13 protein-coding genes are annotated in these 18,156 nt (G+C 55.9%); 1 reads left to right on the top strand and 12 read right to left on the bottom strand.

All coding sequences use genetic code 11. The features are described from left to right. Window positions 1-12: 12 nt before the first annotated feature. The 4 genes from AC1D10_RS31335 to AC1D10_RS31350 form a co-directional block, all read right to left on the bottom strand. Window positions 13-969, bottom strand: coding sequence for an ABC transporter permease (locus tag AC1D10_RS31335; RefSeq protein WP_477278671.1), 957 nt, complete (start codon window positions 967-969; stop codon window positions 13-15). Window positions 970-987: 18 nt separating this feature from the next. After that, entirely contained in the window at window positions 988-2,574 is a 1,587-nt protein-coding gene (locus AC1D10_RS31340) for an ABC transporter substrate-binding protein (protein WP_477278672.1), read from the bottom strand. Between the two features lie 608 nt (window positions 2,575-3,182). Further along, window positions 3,183-4,025: an enoyl-CoA hydratase/isomerase family protein gene (locus tag AC1D10_RS31345; RefSeq protein WP_477278673.1), complete on the bottom strand. Its 843-nt coding sequence runs from the start codon at window positions 4,023-4,025 to the stop codon at window positions 3,183-3,185. A gap of 741 nt (window positions 4,026-4,766) precedes the next feature. Beyond that, on the bottom strand, window positions 4,767-6,893 hold the full coding sequence (locus tag AC1D10_RS31350) for an acetate--CoA ligase family protein (protein WP_477278674.1): 2,127 nt from the start codon (window positions 6,891-6,893) through the stop codon (window positions 4,767-4,769). A gap of 571 nt (window positions 6,894-7,464) precedes the next feature. Here AC1D10_RS31350 and AC1D10_RS31355 point away from each other — a divergent pair. Beyond that, a complete protein-coding gene (locus AC1D10_RS31355; RefSeq protein ID WP_477278675.1) occupies window positions 7,465-8,346 on the top strand; it encodes a LysR substrate-binding domain-containing protein in 882 nt (293 codons plus the stop codon). Between the two features lie 193 nt (window positions 8,347-8,539). Here the strand turns inward: AC1D10_RS31355 and AC1D10_RS31360 are convergent, their stop codons facing one another. From AC1D10_RS31360 to AC1D10_RS31395, 8 genes are all read right to left on the bottom strand, one after another. Beyond that, entirely contained in the window at window positions 8,540-9,661 is a 1,122-nt protein-coding gene (locus AC1D10_RS31360) for an aminotransferase class V-fold PLP-dependent enzyme (protein ID WP_477278676.1), read from the bottom strand. A 272-nt stretch (window positions 9,662-9,933) separates the two neighbouring features. After that, window positions 9,934-10,818: a formyltetrahydrofolate deformylase gene (gene purU / locus AC1D10_RS31365; RefSeq protein ID WP_477278677.1), complete on the bottom strand. Its 885-nt coding sequence runs from the start codon at window positions 10,816-10,818 to the stop codon at window positions 9,934-9,936. 137 nt (window positions 10,819-10,955) lie between these two features. Next, window positions 10,956-11,921, bottom strand: a complete 966-nt coding sequence (locus AC1D10_RS31370) for a threonine/serine dehydratase (protein ID WP_477278678.1) — start codon at window positions 11,919-11,921, stop codon at window positions 10,956-10,958. Window positions 11,922-12,014: 93 nt separating this feature from the next. Beyond that, complete coding sequence (locus tag AC1D10_RS31375) at window positions 12,015-13,103, bottom strand: threonine aldolase family protein (protein ID WP_477278803.1); 1,089 nt, start codon at window positions 13,101-13,103, stop codon at window positions 12,015-12,017. After that, the gene (locus AC1D10_RS31380; RefSeq protein ID WP_477278679.1) at window positions 13,061-13,690 is read right to left on the bottom strand and encodes a hypothetical protein; all 630 of its coding nucleotides are present in this window, start codon (window positions 13,688-13,690) and stop codon (window positions 13,061-13,063) included. Before AC1D10_RS31380 ends, AC1D10_RS31375 begins: the two co-directional genes overlap by 43 nt. Window position 13,691: 1 nt before the next feature. Beyond that, the gene (locus AC1D10_RS31385; RefSeq protein WP_477278680.1) at window positions 13,692-16,577 is read right to left on the bottom strand and encodes a 2Fe-2S iron-sulfur cluster-binding protein; all 2,886 of its coding nucleotides are present in this window, start codon (window positions 16,575-16,577) and stop codon (window positions 13,692-13,694) included. Further along, window positions 16,574-16,840 carry a sarcosine oxidase subunit delta gene (locus tag AC1D10_RS31390; protein WP_477278804.1) on the bottom strand — a complete coding sequence of 89 codons (267 nt, stop codon included), beginning with the start codon at window positions 16,838-16,840 and terminating at the stop codon, window positions 16,574-16,576. The genes AC1D10_RS31385 and AC1D10_RS31390 overlap by 4 nt, the downstream gene beginning before the upstream one ends. Before the next feature lie 19 nt (window positions 16,841-16,859). Beyond that, window positions 16,860-18,098, bottom strand: coding sequence for an FAD-dependent oxidoreductase (locus AC1D10_RS31395; RefSeq protein WP_477278681.1), 1,239 nt, complete (start codon window positions 18,096-18,098; stop codon window positions 16,860-16,862). Window positions 18,099-18,156: the final 58 nt, after the last annotated feature.

Consider the following 18,156-nt stretch of genomic DNA (forward strand, 5'->3'; position numbering starts at 1 on the left):
GGTGATTGTGAGTCATTTTGGATGCATCAGGCGCGGGTTCATTATTATTGATAGTACGTCCGCCGTTAGATTGAGGAGGACATACGTCGCCGCGAATATAAGACTGCAAGCCTGGACAACCGGAATGTCTCTCTTCTGCACCGAATCGACAATGAGCTGCCCAAGCCCCGGATAAACAAAGACGACCTCAACCACTACGACCCCGGTTATCAGGTATGCGAGGTTGAGGACGACGATCGTGGCGATGGGTGCCAGTGCGTTAGGCAATGCATGCCTGACAAGGACGCGCCACTCCGGTAGACCTTTCAATCGCGCAGTCTCGATATATTGATTGCCCAGAAGATTGATGATCGAGGTTCTTGTCATTCTCATCATATGGGCAAGCACGACCACCGCCAGGGTGAACGATGGAAGGGCGATCGCAGTCAAACGTCCAAGGACGCTCGTCCCAGAATCCACGTCGGAGAGGCTTGGGAGGATGCCGGCATGAACTGCAAATACTAGGATAAGGATGTAAGCGACGAAAAACTCAGGAAATGAGATGGAGGCAAGCGTAACCACATTGATTGCACGATCGATGAACGTGTTCCGGTAGAGCGCGGCCACAATCCCTCCGAGCAGTGCCAGTGGAACCGAGATCACCGCAGAACTCGCAGCGAGCACCAGAGTGTTAAAAAGCCGCGGCCTGATGAGCTCCCCTATGTCCCTACCGGTGGCAAGCGTCGTCCCGAAGTTTCCACGTAAGATAGACCCGAGCCAGTCGAAGTAGCGCAGATAAATGGGTATATCGAGCCCAAGGCTTTTCCGGAGCGCCGCCACAGATTCGGGTGTTGCCGATTGCCCAAGGAGCTCAGTCGCGATGTCCCCGGGCAAGAATTGCACCCCCGCGAATATGATGAGCGAGACGATCCACAGCGTCAGCGCGCCTAAGGCGACGCGCTGACAGATGATCTTTGATATCGAGGTCATTGGCGAAATGAAAATTCCCTAGACATCCTTCAACCACCAGCGCTCTGCACAGCGGAAACTGTCCAAATCCCAATTCGACCCGATCTTGTTATGACCGACTTTCGTCGATAGCGCATTGATGTAGTTCGCGAAGACGGGAATGACGGAGCCCCCGTCGTCTCTGCATAGGCTCTGCATCTCAGTGTACATCTCAAGCCGTTTCGCGTCGTCGAGTTCGCCCCTTGCGGTTATCAAGAGTTCATTGAAGCGGGGGTTTTTCCAGTGGGTGTCATTCCAAGAAGCCCCGGCCGCATAGCCTACAGTGAACATCCAGTCCGCAGTAGGCCTACCACCCCAATAGCCGGTGCTCCAGGGCTTCTTGAGCCAAACGTTGTCCCAATAGCCGTCACTCGGTTCTCGGACAACATCAACGGTGATACCTATCTTCGCAGCATCCTGCTGATAAAGCACCGCGGCGTCGACTGCGCCGGTGTATGCAGCATCGGAGGCGGACAACTGCACCTTCAAGTTCGTCAACCCGGCCTTCTTGAGATGGAAACGTGCCTTGTCGAGATCCTGCTCGCGTTGAGGCAGGTTCTTGGCGAAGAAGCGGTTCGTGGAGGCAATTGGATGGTCGTTGCCCAGTCGTCCATATCCATTCAGGACGGTGTTGAGCATTTGTTGCCGATTGATTGCATACTTTAGCGCCAAGCGGACATCCACGTTGTCGAATGGGGGAGCATCAACAAGCATGGGAAAGGTGTAGTGCTGAGTGCCGCTCACCGATGTGACCTCCAGGCTCTTATTTCGCTCTAGGAGGTGGACGGTCTTCAGGTCGCATTTGTCCATTGCGTGAATCTGGCCCGTCGTCACAGCATTCGTTCGCGCAGCGACATCACGAATGGATAGGACCTCGAAAGAGTCGAACCAAGCCGCATTCGGCTTCCAATAGTTCGCAAACCGTTTGGAAGTGGCCTTCACGCCGAAATCTACGTTGTCGAGCACATAGCCGCCACAGCCTACTCCGGAAGTATCAGCTTTCCCGTCCTTGGCGGGCATCATAGGAAGCTGAAAATGCTCCAGAAGGTAGGGGAAATCTACGTTGGCTTCTCGTAGCGAGATAACAACGGTCTGCGAGCCATCGGAGTGGATGTCCTCGACCGTCTTAACGATGTCTTTCGCTCCCGATACGGATTTTTCCCCGCGGTGATGGTTGAGGGAAGCGATTACGTCGTCAGCAACGAAACTTTTGCCGTTGTGAAACTCCACGCCTTTCCGGAGCTTCAGGGTCCAAGTCTTGGCATCCTTCGAGGGTTCCCACGATTCTGCAAGCTCACCGACGAGATTCCCGTCAGGATCCATCTCGGTGAGATAGCCATGGAGGCTATGGCCGAGGATGTACACGAACGACTCGTTATACGTTGCAGGATCGAGCGAGTCGGACGTAGACCCAGAGCCAACGCCGATCTTGAAGTGCCCGCCCTTGCTTGGAGTAGAAGCTTCAGCCAGCGATGGCAGAATTCCGCTGGCAGAACCGATGGCCATAGCCCCGACTCCCGCTGCGGTTTGTAGAAAACGCCTGCGGCTAACTGCCGTCAGCGGCGAAAATCCGTCCCTTTTGACCATCTTAGTCCTCCTCTGTGAACGTCCTTCTCGGTGACGCCCTTCTTAATTTTGACACCGGCGAAAGCACTTGGCGTCATTGAGCTCAGCTAGCCCTTCAATCCGGCAACGGTCACCGTCAACGAAAACCACTCCCGCTCGCAAACCGATTATCAACGCTAGCATGCCTGACCGGCACAGGTGTCGCGTAAAAAAGTCATCTAGCAAATGACTTTATTGCCAGTTTTCAGCCCCTTCCGTGGAAACTTTTAAGCGCCCCAAACTGATCTAGATCAATGTCCGCTCGGCTCTCCGCGACGTGATCGACGAAGTCGGTACGACAAGCATCCATCGCGGCGATGCGCCATTGCCCTCGCAAAGGCTTGGCAGACCAAGCACCTTGCACCAACCGGTCTCCGCGACGAGCTTTGGCAGCCTCGCCAGATTGTGGGCCGCAGCTGCACAGTTGAAGGCGGTCCGATACGATCGTGGCCGGCACAAGACCAGGTTCCGCAGCTACGACCCTGACTCGACCGAATTCATCTTCGATGCGCTGGTTGCCAGCGTAGCGGTCTTGCACCCTCGATCGCGGAGCTTCGGCCGCCGTGTTCTCCGCTATATACCAGAGCTTGTCAGTCGAGCCCCTTATAAGGCTCCTGCGCTTTGTCAAGCGCGGCTCGAAGGCCTCGCTCTTTTATCATCTTCATCATTTCGGCATATTCTGGCATTGCTTGGTGCCCCATAATCGCCACTTGTTCTAGATAATAGTCTGTCGCGCTTCTTATACCCTGCATCTCGTAGACGCGGTTTATGTACATTTTGTGCATCCGCTGTAGGTCACGTGGCATCGCAGCCATCAGCTTGGCCTTACGCTTTGTAGCCTCGTGCAGCTCATGAGTTTCAACGACCTCAGTGACCAGGCCGATATCTTTGGCTCTTTGGGCAGACACTTCGCCACCGGTGAGCATAATATCTTTCGCAGTCTTCATGTTGACAATCCAAGGCAAAAACATGCAATGCCCGCCAATTGCGTAGCGAAACTCGTTGTAGCCCATCTTAGTATCTGACGTCACGATAGTAACGTCGCAGAACAACGAAAGCTCGAAACCCTTGCCAATAGCAATGCTGTGAACAGATGCAATGACGGGCTTGGTCACGCGCCACGGCGTCGTGAAGTCCTCAAACTGTTTGAAAAAGTGCGTGCGATACTCGTAAATAGATGAAAATTCATCGTCTGCATCTTCATAAAGATCATGTCCGGCACAAAACCCCCTTCCATTTCCGCGGATAACGACGACGTTTACGTTATCGTCGTCATCTGCCCTTAGCAGCGCGTCCCTGAGTTCAGCGATCAGGCGCTTGTTCATCGCGTTGATTTTTTCTGGCCGATTGAGCGTCAGCCAGCAAATATTGTCGGAGTCAACCTCGTATAGGAGGTGCTCGTACTCGTTAGTGCTCGCGATTGCAGAGTTCATGGGAACCTCGTTTCAAAGTGATTTCTATCCGGCGCGACGGGAATGCTCGCCGTAGCGATAGCCGCTGGAACTAGGCTTCGCAGCACGGTTGCTAACCAATACCAGCTTTGCTCTTAGGACGCGGTCCACAAAAAAATCATCTGCCTGGTGATTTCCTCGCAAATTCTAACTGACATGCAGTCGATCCCAGCATCCGCCCTCAGCAGGACAGCCGGACGCAATCAAGTATTTTGCTAAAAGAACTTGATCGGCGGTGCTGCCCGAGAGAGCAGGGAAGCTCGATCTATATCGGGGAGATGGTTGAGCGCACGGTAACTCGGTGTTTCAGCATGTGCTGTCGCCGGTGGGGCCCCGCACGGCGATGGCGGGGGATGATACCGACGCCGATGTGGCTGAAAGCGGAGGGGATGTTCTTGGATTCCCAGGAGTTTTGAACGCGCCCAAGCGTCGAAGAATCAGCGGACGGGCGCCTGCTCCCCGTTGCTGAGTGGCAGGAATCGATGAGAAGACGGATCTGCTCCGGTACCTCGACAACGTGAGCTTTCGTTAGACGAACTGCGTCACATTCCGGCGCGGAAGGCCCGCCTTTGCCTATCCGCCGCTCATGGCCAGAGCCGCGCCTGGCTCGGCCCCGGCGTGATTTCTAACTATGCCAGTACAGATCGCATGGCAGCTATAATCGAGCGATGAGGAATAAGCTCTTCCCTATATCCTCGACCTGGGCGAGCGTTTGCTCGAAGCTTATCCAGAAGTCCCAGCAAGTCGCATGACTGCATCGACCGCGACCACTCCTTGCCCTTCAAGGCGCACCATTAGCGGATTTATCTCCGCTTCGACAAAGCGCTTTTCATTTGCAATCGCGAATTGGGCAAACTTCTGAATGGCATCGACCGCCGCGTCCAAATCGCCCTTTGGTCGGCCGCGCCAACCGCAAAGCATAGGGAATAACCGAAGGTTTCGCAAAGCATCGGCGATGGAATCACGCGAGGATGGCAAAAGAATCGTAGTAGTGTCGTGTAGCAACTCGGCTTCGGTGCCCCCACTTCCGATAGTGAGGGCTAGTCCGATTGGATCTACACGGCGTATCCCGATTAAGACCTCACCGACCGCATCCTTGACCATCTCCTCCACTAGGAAACCCCGGAGACATATATCCGGGGCGCTAATTTTTAATTTGTGGGCCATAGCGTCTATGCTTTGCCAAACTGCCTCTGGTGTTTCGAGGTTCAGTGCAACAGCTCCCAACTCACTCTTGTGCGCAAGCCCAGCGCTCAGGGCCTTGACTGCCACTGGAAAACTGATCCCAGCTAGTTGATCGGTTCGCTCGACCGTGACAACCCAGCTACGAGGCACAACTATCCCACATGCCTCGAGTTCGGCTTTGGCATCCGCCTCATCGAGAGCCACTCCGGCGCCCGCGATGCCCGAGTATTGCGGCAGAACAATCTCTCCATCAGTCTGTCCGGCGAGAGTGTCTGCCAGCTCTGAAAAACGCACCGCATTCGCCACGGCACGCAGGCCATCATCAATGCCCATAAGCGGCACCAGTCCCTCAGCTATCATCCTTTCTCGAACGCCTTTCGACAGCATCTCCGGGACGGTGTTGACGAATGCAGCGGGCAAGCCCCTCTCTCTGGCCGCTCGTGCAAATGCTTTGGTAGTTATGTCCCAGCCGCTAGGATCCCACCCCCCCTCGGGGGGATAACACATCACCTCAACGGCCACGTCGTGATCGTCTGACAGGAACGCTCGATAAATACTCAGATTCAGATCCAAGTCCGTGTCGCTACCGTGCGCAGAAGATATGTCGAGAGGATTGGCAGGATGGACAAAAGGCGGAAGATGCATTTCCAGCGTCGCCGCCGCCTTAGCGGACGGAGATTGCAGGACTAGGCCATTAGCCTCTGCAATATCGCTGCCAAGAACCGCATAGGAGCCTGAACTCGTTACAAAAGCAGTGCGCGGTCCTTTCACTTTTGGTGCGTAAACGAGCATCTTCAAAGTCTCGACCGCTTCCATAGGGGTACGGACTTCGACAAAACCAAGTCGCTTAAAAAGCGCTGAGGCCACAATATCGTCGCCTGCCAGCGAAGCCGTGTGTGACTGACTTGCGCGACGGCCCGCTGTTGTTCTACCGCCTTTTATGACGACCACCGGAATACCTTTGCGCGCGGCTTTCAAGCCGGCCGCCGAAAGACGCGCCGCATCAACTATGCCTTCTAAATACAGATTCACGGCGCGAACGCGATCATCATCGAGCACCACATCCAATATGTCGGCGGCCGTTATCATGGCCTGGTTACCGAGCCCCACCGAGTAGGCAACTGGTAACGATCTGTCGGCACACCCAAGATCGGAGAGATACGCTCCTCCGTTGCTTATAATAGCAACACAACCATCATCGCCATGGTGACCGAAATGGTCCATCATGAAAACGGACCGGTCAACAAAGTTCGCCACTCCGGGGCAATTTGGCCCAATGATGGGCATTCCACCCGCCGCTTCCACCAAGTCACGTTGGGATTTTTCTCCGCCATGCATTTCGGAAAATCCGGAACTGTTGCAGATCGCGCCCCCAACTCCGATCTCTGATGCTTCCCGCACCACTCCGACAAGGCTCTCTCGCGGTACAGCTAGATAAGCGACGTCCGGTATTTCCGGGAGGAGGGTCAAGTTTGGTACACAGGTAATACCCGCCAGTTCACTGCGACGAGGATTTACGACATGGATTTTTCCGCGAAATCCGCGCGCACGGCAATAATCTATGGCTGGAACCGTGGCGGCCCCGCCGACAAAAACTGCACTCTTCGGTGACAACATACGTTTCAGACGTTCACGTCGAGTCTCAATTGCGTTTGCGATATTCAAGATCAATACTCCATGGTAGTGGCGACTAAGGCCCCGCCAATCTGAGCTCCAAGCCGCCGTTATAAGCAAAGTCGCATGGAGGAGAATCCGAAATAAAATCATTCGGCAGATTACATTTTGTGCGACGAAAGCCTGGCAGCGCCAAGCGAGATTGCGGTTTCCCACCAAACACGCCTGAAGGATCGAAGCCGTTGGCAAGCAAGTGGCCCAGGGGTTCGCCCCGGGAGCGAGAACCGCGTCAGGCTAAGGCCCGACCTCTTTCAACAGGCGGCTCGAGGGTCAGTTCGAAACCGTGTAGCCGTCGGATGGGTATTCCGATCCAACAATTGATAGCTTGTGGTCCCCGATGCTCGACGCGAAAGCCACGGGCGCATGCCTTAAACATGACCTTGGGAGCAGCCGTCGTGAACCTCTTGGCACGGTCGCCATGTTAGCTTGAATCGTTGCACTAACGGATGCTTTGAACTCATGCAAAAGTCTCATTCAAATGCTAATCTGAGTTCAGTCTCGTCGGTTAGAATTGGTGCGCTGAGGGTGCTCAATGGTTCGTCGGTATTATGATCTCCCATCTTTGACGGCTCTCGCCATTTTTGAGGCCTCCGCAAGACATTTGTCGTTCAAGCTTGCAGCTTCCGAGCTCAACGTCACGCCAAGCGCAGTTAGCCGGCAAATTAAGGCCCTTGAGGAAGAACTCGGAGTTCCACTGTTTTTGAGGGATAGATCCAAGGTTTCGCTCAGCAGCCCCGGCGAGGATCTTTACGCGGTGCTGTCAAGCGGCTTCTCCCGAGCGTCTCAGGTTGTCAGAACGATCAAGCGCGGCGATCGTCCAAAGAATGTGACACTTGCTTGCACAGATGGCTTCGGGTCGATGTGGCTTATGCCGCGCATGCCGGATTTTTGGAAAAGATATCCGGAAATCTCCGTGGACCATCTGATGTCCAATGATACGCGTGACTACAAACGTGCGGAAGTCGATCTCTGTATTCGTTACGGGTTAGGCGCGTGGCAGGGCGAAATTGCAGAACTACTGTTTCCCGATACCATATACCCTGTATGCGGACCGGCCTACTTACAACAGCACCCCGATGCCACACCCGAGTCGCTACCTGAGCTCCCCCTTCTGCACTTCAACTGGGTAGATCAGGACTGGACGGGCTGGGATGAGGTGTTCCGACGCGGCGGAATACCCCATGGAACGCTGCGAGGCCGGCGGTTCAGCAGATTTTTCTTGACAATCCAAGCCGCCTTGGCTGACCAGGGTATAGCCGTTGGATTGCATAGGTTGGTGAAGCCTTTGATAGATGAGGGCAAACTATGCAGGATTACCGACCTTGAGCTGCGAGCGCCGGGCGATTGGTTTGTGGCGTGGAGCGACAATAAGGCGCTTTCTCCAGCGGCGGAGGTGCTGCGCTCATGGTTGCTGGAAACTTCTGCAGCGGAGCGGTCCAACTAATCACGCCAAGCCGTTTCTTGCACCCCTTGCATTTTCCAAGTCTAGCGCCTTCCCGGAGCTTGATTCGCGACTTTGTGCGAGCGCCAGCGGGGGCGATACGCGCCAAAAGCCAAACGGAAACCTGTTTGCCAAATGCAGCCCCGCGAAGCCCTCCGTGCGGGACTAACGAAGAGCGCTTCTAATCGATAGACGCCTAGGAAAATAAGCCAAGCGCTTCTATCTCATCCAGCACACGGTCAACGTCCGCCATGTCGTTGTAGGCGTGAACCGAAATCCGCAGTCGCCCATCGCCGCCCCAGGTCAAAACACCGCGCTGGCGCAGCCGCGCTTCCAATTGTTCGGAATGGGTTGTTGCAATCGATATATTGCCGGCCCTGCTCGCGGGCCTCTCAGGTGTGAGCAGATTGACGCCCAAGCGATTAAGCCCAACAAGCAGCGCTCGGCCAAGCTCAAGAACATGCGATTCAATCCTGGAGATTCCGATCTTCTCGAGCGTTGCCAGAGCGTTCTCAAGATAGTAGATGCTCATAAAGCTGGGGTTGCCTCCTTCGAATTTCTCTAGTGTAGGCTTCAACTGAAAGCTGGTTCGTTGGCGCCAGTCCGCCTCGTGTATAACCGAGTTCCAACCGACTGCCTTTGGTTCAAGTTGGTGCCATCGTCTGGAGTTCACGAAGAACACCCCGACCCCATGCGTCCCTAGCAGCCATTTGTAGCAACAGGAAACAACGACGTCGCAAAGCGAACCGTCTACAGGGACGACGCCGAGCGAATGCGATGCATCGACCACGAGCCGCGCACGACACCTGTCGGCAATCCCTCTCACAGCAGCAAGGTCGCTTCGCGCGCCGGTGAGGTAGCTGACGTGACTGACCACGATCGCTCGTGTGTGTTCATCCGCTGCGTCGGCAATCTCTTCTGAAGTGGCGCGCGGGCCAGTGCCAACTCTTCTCACTTCGATCCCAGCAGCCTGCCAGATATGAAGCAGGGATGCGAATTCACTTGCACCGACGACGACGTTGTCGCCGGGGTTCCAGTCTATTCCAAGAGCGACTGCGTGGAGGCCCGCGGTTGCGTTCCACAGGAGCGCAATCTCTTGTGATGTAGCACCGAGGAGCCTAGCCAGGCGCTCCCTCGCTCTGGTGGCGGTCGCAAACATCCGATCTCGGCCCGGCATGCCAACGCCCTTGTCGACCATAAATCGTGTCACCGCGCCAACGTTGCTGATCAGAACCGGCGTTTCACCACCGGCGGCAAGGTGGGTCACGTTCTCAAGTCCGATGAATTCACTCTTTGGGATAAGACTGCCAATGCCCATTTCGATACCTCTCACGGAGAGCGGCTGATGCAACAATCAGCTCGAATCCTCAGGAGCGAATCTTGTTCCTCCAATAGATGCGTCAGGGCACGCCGAGGATTGCGGAGCGGCGCAACCTTTAAGACGTGCAGAGCGTCATTCGCTCTTCGAGCACGTTATTCCCTACCGCATGCGATCTTTGCGAACAACATCCTCGCAGCGTAGAATGAATGGCCTGTCAAGCGCTTGGTGGAGGACGGTAGCTCACGAAGTCGTGCTGACCTAGAGGTACTTCAACCCATGCGTTCCGATGCGTAGCTTCCTGGACTTGCTGGGAAGACGACAGTTCGGTTGCCGTTCAAGAAAACGCGGTGATGAATATGGGCGTGGATCGCTCGTGCCAGAACCTGACTTTCAACGTCACGGCCCATCGAGACATAGTCTTCCACACTTTGAGCGTGCGTAATGCGAACCGTATCCTGCTCAATGATTGGCCCTTCATCAAGATCCGGCGTCACATAATGGGCGGTGGCGCCGATCAGCTTCACACCGCGCTCATACGCCTGCTTGTAAGGATTAGCGCCCTTGAAGCTGGGTAGGAAGGAGTGATGGATGTTAATGATCTTTCCCGACATCTTGCGGCACATTGCGTCGGAAAGAACCTGCATATAACGGGCGAGCACGATCAGCTCAGTACCTGTCTGCTCGACGAGGTCCATGAGCTGCGCTTCCGCCTGAGGCTTGTTCTCTTTCGTCACCTTGATGTGATGGAAGGGAATATCATGGTTGACCACGACCTTCTGGTAATGGAAGTGGTTCGAGACGACGCCGACGATATCGATCGGCAGCCCCCCGATCCGCCAACGGTATAGGAGGTCGTTGAGGCAGTGGCCGAACGCCGACACCATCAACAGCACTTTCATCCTTTGCGTCTGGATGTGAAGCTCTGCTTCCATATGAAATTTTTCGGCGATTGGTTTTAGCCCTTCGGCAAGCGCTTCGGCTTCTTTCCCGGCCTCTGAAATGAAGGAGACGCGCATAAAGAAGCGACCAGTGCTGAGATCGTCGAATTGCGAACTATCGACGATATTGCAGTCCATTTCGTAGAGAAAACCGGAGATGGCGGCCACTATTCCTCGCGTTGATTGACACGTTGCCGTCAGGATAAAAGTTGTCATTCGCTTGCCTTTGCAGGTTATCGGGAAAGGTCCCATTAATTCGTGAGGCGGGAAGTTGGCGGCAAAAGTGGCTAGAGGCTTTTCGGGGGCAGCCTTTTGCATCCGACCACGACAAACGTTGCGATTCGGCGAGGAGGTTAACTCAGAAATTCGCGCCAGGCGCTCAGATCCACGTTCCCCCCGGATACCACTGCAACGACAGTCTTGCCGCTCCACGTTTCGGGGTGCCGCAGGACCGCGGCAACCGCAGCTGCTCCACCGGGTTCGGCAACGATCTTCATCTCATCCGCCAATAATCGCATCGCGAAAATGACGTCAGCTTCCGACGCCTCGTAGCCGTGGGAGACAAGTTTCTGATTGATCGGAAAGGTCTTTTCACCTGGAATTTGCGTTACGATCGAGTCGCAGATCGAGTTGTACCCGGGTTCATTTCCAACACGCTCGCCTGCTATCAACGATCGCCTGGTATCGTCGAAATGTTCCGGCTCAGCCGCGCAGATAGTGGTCGCCGGGGACAACTCTGCCATGGCGGTGGCGATGCCAGCGATCAGCCCTCCACCACCAACGGGGCACACCAGAGCGTCTGCGGACGTTTTCAGTTTCGCCAGCTGATCGACGATTTCCAGTCCAACGGTTCCCTGCCCCGACATCAAAACGTAATCATCATAGGGAGCAATCAAAGTTGCTCCTGTTTGCTCGGCGACATCTCGTGCGATCTTGGCCCTGTCACCGGTTGCCCGATCGTATGTGATCACCTTGGCACCGTACTGCGCGGTGTTGCGCAGTTTCACGGCCGGCGCATCCTGCGGCATGACTATGGTAGATGTGACATTCATTTCGGCAGCTGCGGCGGCAACCCCTTGAGCATGATTGCCGGATGAAAAAGCCACGACACCCGCCGTGCGCTCCTTTTTGCTCAACGACGCGATCTTGACGTAAGCTCCACGAATCTTGAACGATCCGGTATGCTGCAAGCACTCGGCTTTTACGAGGAAGCGGAAACCAAGACGGCGGTTGAGAAGTTCGGATTCGAGCACCGGCGTAACCCGTGTTACGCCTTCGAGAACCCGGCCGGCATCAACGATCATTTTATATTCGAGCATCGCGCTGCTTTCCAACTAGGAGCTAGTAAAATCTCGTTGCCGCTCGTTGATCACATCGCGCAATCAGCGGGTGAACCCGGAGTGGGCTCTAAGCTAGGAAGGTCCGTGCTCGCGGCAGGCCTGTTCAAATCGCTGAATTTGCTCTGTGCTGTCGCAGTAGGACATCACAATGCGGACGCCTTGACCTTTGTCCTGAAAGTTCCAAGGCCTTAGATGGATATCCTTGTCCCGGAGTGCTTCCAGAAGGCTCGGCGGCAAAATGGCGAACACCTCATTAATATGCACTGGATGAACCAGCTCAACACCGGCACACGGTCTTAAAGCATCTGCTATTCGGGCGGCGTTCCGGTTCGCCTGCAGAGCATTTCGGCGCCAGAGGTCATCCTCCAGATAGCTCAAGAGCTGCACTGACATGTAGCGCATCTTTGAGCACAGGTGCCCGGCGCGTTTGTGCATGAAGCTCAGTATCTCCGCGATTGCAGGATCGAACGTGATCACCGCTTCCGCATTCATGGTTCCGTTCTTGATGGTGCCCAAGGTGAGAATGTCCACTCCGGCCTTCCAGCTCATTTCGGCTGGCGTTACGCCCAAATGAACCATAGCGTTCGCCAAGCGCGCCCCATCAAGGTGGACTTTCATGCCTGCTTCATGCGCTATTGCACTCAGCGCTCGTATTTCGTCCAGTTCATAAACGACTCCGGCTTCCGTGGCTTGGGTAAGGCTGAGTGCGCTGACCGCCATATGATGCACGTTGCCGATACCGTGACTTTGCAGGCTGTCCTCGAGCGTGACAGGCGATATCTTATGGTGCTGACCCATCAGCAAAGTCATGCGGCTGCCCCCGCTATAGAACTCTGGAGCGCCAGCTTCGGTCGTCACGATATGGGCACCCCCGTGACAAAAGATCGTGCCATACGGCGGCGTGATGGCGCCGAGCGCGAGACCGTTGCCTGCGGTGCCTGTAGGCACCGGAAAAAGGAAGGTTTCACGCTCAAAAAAGTTCGAATACGCTTGTGCCAAAGTCCCGGTGAATCGATCCGCGCCGTAGGCCACCTCAACGCCTCGGTTGCAGTTAACGAGCGCGTTCATCACCTGTTCGCAAACCGGCGCGCCGTTGTCCGAATTGAAGTGATAAGTTGCTATTTTAGATCCTCCCGTTCCCAGGAAAAGCCGCCGCCAAATTCAGTTGAAGCATCCTGGAGCACATCCCATAGGTAGTCGGCTGAGGCGAAATCAGTCAGCATGTGCAGGCCGTAGGGCCCGTCCTTCATTTCGCGGATCAATACGGCGCTGATCCGCGCTACTACCGTTTGTACGACCTCACCTTGGAGAAGCCGATCGCTGCGCAAATCCACACCGCAAATCTTCGCCATCATCTGCGCAATACACCTGCCCTCTAGATGGAGCCAACTATGGCTGTCGGCACGGGGAAGCGGGTACCCTATTCGGCGCTCACCGCTGGCATCGTCGGCATTCCAGCTTGCCTCCAGGTCGGTGCACACATTACCTACCGCGTCTGGGTTAGGCAGGACGAGGTACTCTTCCTTTCCGAGCCGCGCGATGAGAGAGCCATCGGACAGGGCAATCGCTTTGTTTGGAACGTCTGGGACGGCGCTGACCTTCGAGCTCAGCCATTTCGTCGTCCCGTTACCCTTGAAGCCGATCCGCGGCAGCGTCGACAGGTCACGGATGACGACATTATCGTTCTGCGGAGTCTGGCTCGCGCCGGTCAAGCGATGAGCGAACGGACTTCTAGCAATAGCGCCCACCTTACATCTCCTGCCGCAGGTTTTCGGGATCGTAGAAATGAGGAGAGACGACTTCCGCCTGATGCTCGCTGCCGTCACTTGAACGCAGCACAATTCGTGTTCCAAGATTGGCGTCCAAGCGATCGGCATAGGCCAGGCCGATGATTTTCCCCAACGTCGGCGAAAAAGCGATTGAGGTGATGAACCCTGCTATGGATCCATTCTTCACAACCAGATTAGACTCCTGGAGCCCAGCCGTCGGCATCCTGTCGAGCACAAACCCGACCAGTTTTCGGCTCGACAACATCTTGTTCCGGATTTCCAAACTGCGCTTTCCAATGAAAAAGGGCTTCGAGTTAGCGACTGCCCAGCTCATATCGAGCTCCTCAGGCGTGGTCATGCCGTCAGTGTCTTGACCGATAATCACATGTCCCTTTTCGAGCCGCATGAGCCGTTGGGCTTCAAGGCCAAATGGGCGAATACCGGAAGCTCGGCCCGCATCCCCGACTGCCCGCCAGAGTTCCGATGCGAAGCGTGAGGGCACATGTATTTCGTAACCAAGCTCGCCGATGAAACCCACTCGGAATACCCGTGCAGGGATCCCCGCTACCGTCCCCTCACGGTAAGCCAGGTATGGGAAGTCTTGCGGCGACAGGGCAATGTCATCGCAAAGGTTTTCAAGTACCTTGCGGGCATTAGGCCCTGCCAGGTTAACCCCCGCATAAGCGGCCGTAACATTCGCGATATCCACGTCGAGGCGCCACTGGGCGTTCCACCACAGCATGTTGCGGTATATTCTATCCACGCCGGTGGTGGTCGCCGTGACGTAGAAATAGTTTTCGCCGCGTCGACACGCGACACCGTCATCAATGACCGTACCCGCCTCATTTGTCATAAGCAGGTAACGGGTCTTGCCAACGGGCAGCTTCACATAGGCAAACGTGTACATCCGATTTAGAAATTCGGCCGCATCAGGCCCCCGCACGTCTAACCCGCCCAGAGTCGAAACATCGATCATGCCTACGTTGTTTCTTGCGTTCACAACCTCTTCGGCAATGAGCCTCTTGGCATCGCGTTCATGACCATAGTAGGCGGGGCGCAGCCAATTTCCCGCAAGCAGCCATGCTGCTCCTTGAGCGGTATGCTGTTCATGCATCGGTGTTTGGCGAAATGGCGTAAACTTTCGACCAGCCAAAGTCGCGATTTTTTCCGTTGTAACCGGCGGCCGGGCGGTGGTGACGCCCACCTCACTTATTGTCCGATTTGTGTATTTCGATACGAGCATTGCAGTTGCCAGAGCAGCATGCCGGCCTTGACTTGGCCCCATGCCAACGGTCGAAAACCGCTTTACGAGTTCGAGCTCGCGGTACCCGTCCGCAATGGCGTTCTTGATGTCCTTGACCTGAAGGTCTTCGTCAAAGTCGACAAAGTCCATTCCCTTGGGATGCGGGAAGATCGGGCAAGGATGATTTGGGGAACCTCGATCCCGAGCTGGAAGCGCTGGCCGACGTTTGCTTTGATAGCCGCAATCGATCGCGGCCGCCAAGCCCTGAGCCGCGCCATGAGCTATGCAACCGTCCAGGTCGAAGAACCCGTCGACCGACCCGGCAAGCATTACGCCTTTGCCCTGCCCGTCGATGGTGAACTGCGCGGCCCCGTCATCGTAAGCGAGCTTGCCACCCGCCTGCAGTGGCAGCTGATAGGCGGGGATATAGCCGACGGATATGCAGACCAGGTCACAGTCGATCCTTCGGCGCCTCCTGCCTGCTGCGCCTTCCGCATCGATTTCGGCAAGCTCTACCCCACGGACGTGCAAATGCCCCTTTTCGGGCTGTGCCTCATAGAGGCACCATCCGTCCAGAATCTCGACCTTTCGTTCCGTAAGCTCCGAACGCAATGGTCCATGGCTGCCGGCCTTGCGGAGATCGCAAATTGCCGTCAGGTCGACGCCGGCTTCAAGAAGGTCAAGCGCCACGCCATATGCGTCATCGTTGGCAGCGAGTATGACTGCACGATGACCAGGCTTCACACCAAACAGCCGAATGAGCCGTTGAGCCGCCGAGCCCTGCATGATGCCGGGCAAATCATTGTTTCGAAACTGTGATGGCTGCTCAATTAGCCCGGTCGCGAAAATGACCTGTTTAGCCCGCAGCTTGTGTAGCCGGTTACCGCGAATTACCGGCAGCCAGTTATCAGCATACCACGCATTGCAGATCGCGTCGGTCCAAATCTCGATTTTGCTGTGGGCCTTGACCTCGCTGACAAGGTCCCTTTCGCTTGCCAGTCGCGCATAGTTCAGCGCCCCGCCTATCCGTGGGTTCTCGTCCAACAGCAAGACTGACGCGCCAGTATCGGCCGCAGCAATCGCCGCCGCCATACCAGCAGGCCCCGCACCGACAACGACCACATCGTACCAGCCATAGGCCTTGTCGTAATACCCTTCGGTGGCTTTTGTGACGTCGAGCTTACCCAGCCCAGCTTTGGCCCTAATGATGGGCTCCCACACCTTTTCCCAAATTCCTTTGGGTTTGTAGAAGGTCCGATAGTAAAAGCCGACCGGCATGAAGCGGGAAAGCCTGTTCATGACGAACCCGCTGTCCCTGCGTGCCGACTTGCCAACATTTTGGGCACGTACGGTCAGACCGTCTGATATAGGATGACGATCGGCAAAGACGCTTACCTCGTTCCCGATTTGGACAAGTGTGTTCGCGTCTTGAGCGGCCATGGTCAGGATACCGCGCGGTCGGTGATATTTGAATGACCGCGACAATATCCATTCGCCGTTAGCCGCAAGCGCTGAGGCGATGGTATCCCCGGATAGGCCTTCATACTCCCGCCCGTCGAACGTGAACTTAAGCTTCCTCGACGCGTCGATAAGCAGGCCCTTGCGTGGCGTCGCGCTTTTCATGACGCTTCTCCCAGAGGTCCATCTGCCGGTACAGGAAATGTGGCCAGAATCTCATCGGTCACTGTGTTCCGTTCCGCAAGGAACCAGAAGTTCGTCGGTGTGTGACACCACCACTCCCGCACGACGCCCGCCGTATTGTTGGGCATCCAGACGTACTCGGCCCACTCGTGGTCGCTCGCGCCCGACGGCTCAGGTTGCCGATGCACCTCTCCACCGCACTGGAACTCGGTCATGTTGCGTGGCCCGTTCAGAGGGCAAGTCATCAACTTCACGTTCAGTTCCTCAATGGCTTGCAGCGGTAGCGCCCATCTCGTTGACCAGATCGAAACTGTCGAACCGGCTTAACTGAAATGGCCTGATCTCGTCAGGGATGCGGTTTTCCGAAATGGCCTTCGCCAAGAAGAATCCGCTGGCCGGGGTCGCCTTGAAGACCCAGGTACCCCAACCTGCGTCCAGCCAATAGTTCGAGAGCGGACCCTGACCCATGATCGGGCTATAATCCGGCGTCATATCGGTGATCCCGGCCCACTGGCGCAAGATCTTGAGTTCTCCAATGAACGGGAACATCTCCAGCGCCGAAGCAGCAAGACCTTCCTTGAGCTCCAGGGTCGAGCGAGTGTTGTAGAGCTCGTATGGGTCCGAGCCGCCTCCGATGACGAGTTCGCCTCTCGCCGATTGCGAAACGTAGCAATGCAGAGCGGTTGACGACACCATCGGATCCAGGAAGGGTTTGACAGGATGCGTCACCATTGCCTGAAGTGGATAGCTGCGGATCGGCAGCTTCAAACCGGCCATCTTTGCTACGACTGAGGAGTAACCGGCGACGCACTGCACCACGGTCCCGGCTGAAACATCGCCGCGATTTGTGCGCAGGCGTGTGACTCTATTGCCGGAGACTTCCATCCCCAGGACTTCCGTCCTTTGATGAAGCTCGACCCCACGCTCACACGCGCGAATGGCATATCCCCATACGACTGCGTCGTGACGTGCGATGGCTGCGCTCGGGTGCCAAAGACCGCAAAGGATCGGCATACCCTTGATATCGAGATTGAGCGAAGGCACCAAGCTTCTGATCTGCTGGCGATCAACAATCTCGTTAGCCTCACCACAAAAGACGCCGGCGTCGGCGCGCAGGCGAAGCGATCGCGAAACGCCGTCCGAGTGCGACAACGTGAGCTGTCCCCGACGGGAATACATCATGTTGTAATCGAGCTCATTGGCAAAGGATTCATAAAGTCTCAGGGCCTTCGCATAGAACCGTATCGAGCGTTGATCCGTATAGTTCGAGCGGATCACCGTGGTGTTGCGCGCGGTGTTGCCGCCTCCAAGATAGCCCTTCTCCAGAATCGCAACGTTGGTGATCCCATGGTGCTTCGCCAGGTGGTAAGCCAAGGAGGCTCCGTGACCACCGCCGCCGATGATGACGACGTCGTAGTGGGATTGCAGATCCGGAGTTCGCGGTATCTCATCGCGCTCGGGATAACGTCTTGAAAAGCCGTACTTTAGAAGCGCAAACACCATATTTCTCCCTCTAGGAGCGCGGCGGGGAAATGGGCGCTTTGCTCGCTTGCAGGAGCGA

Source organism: Mesorhizobium sp. P2_A8, assembly GCF_056404935.1.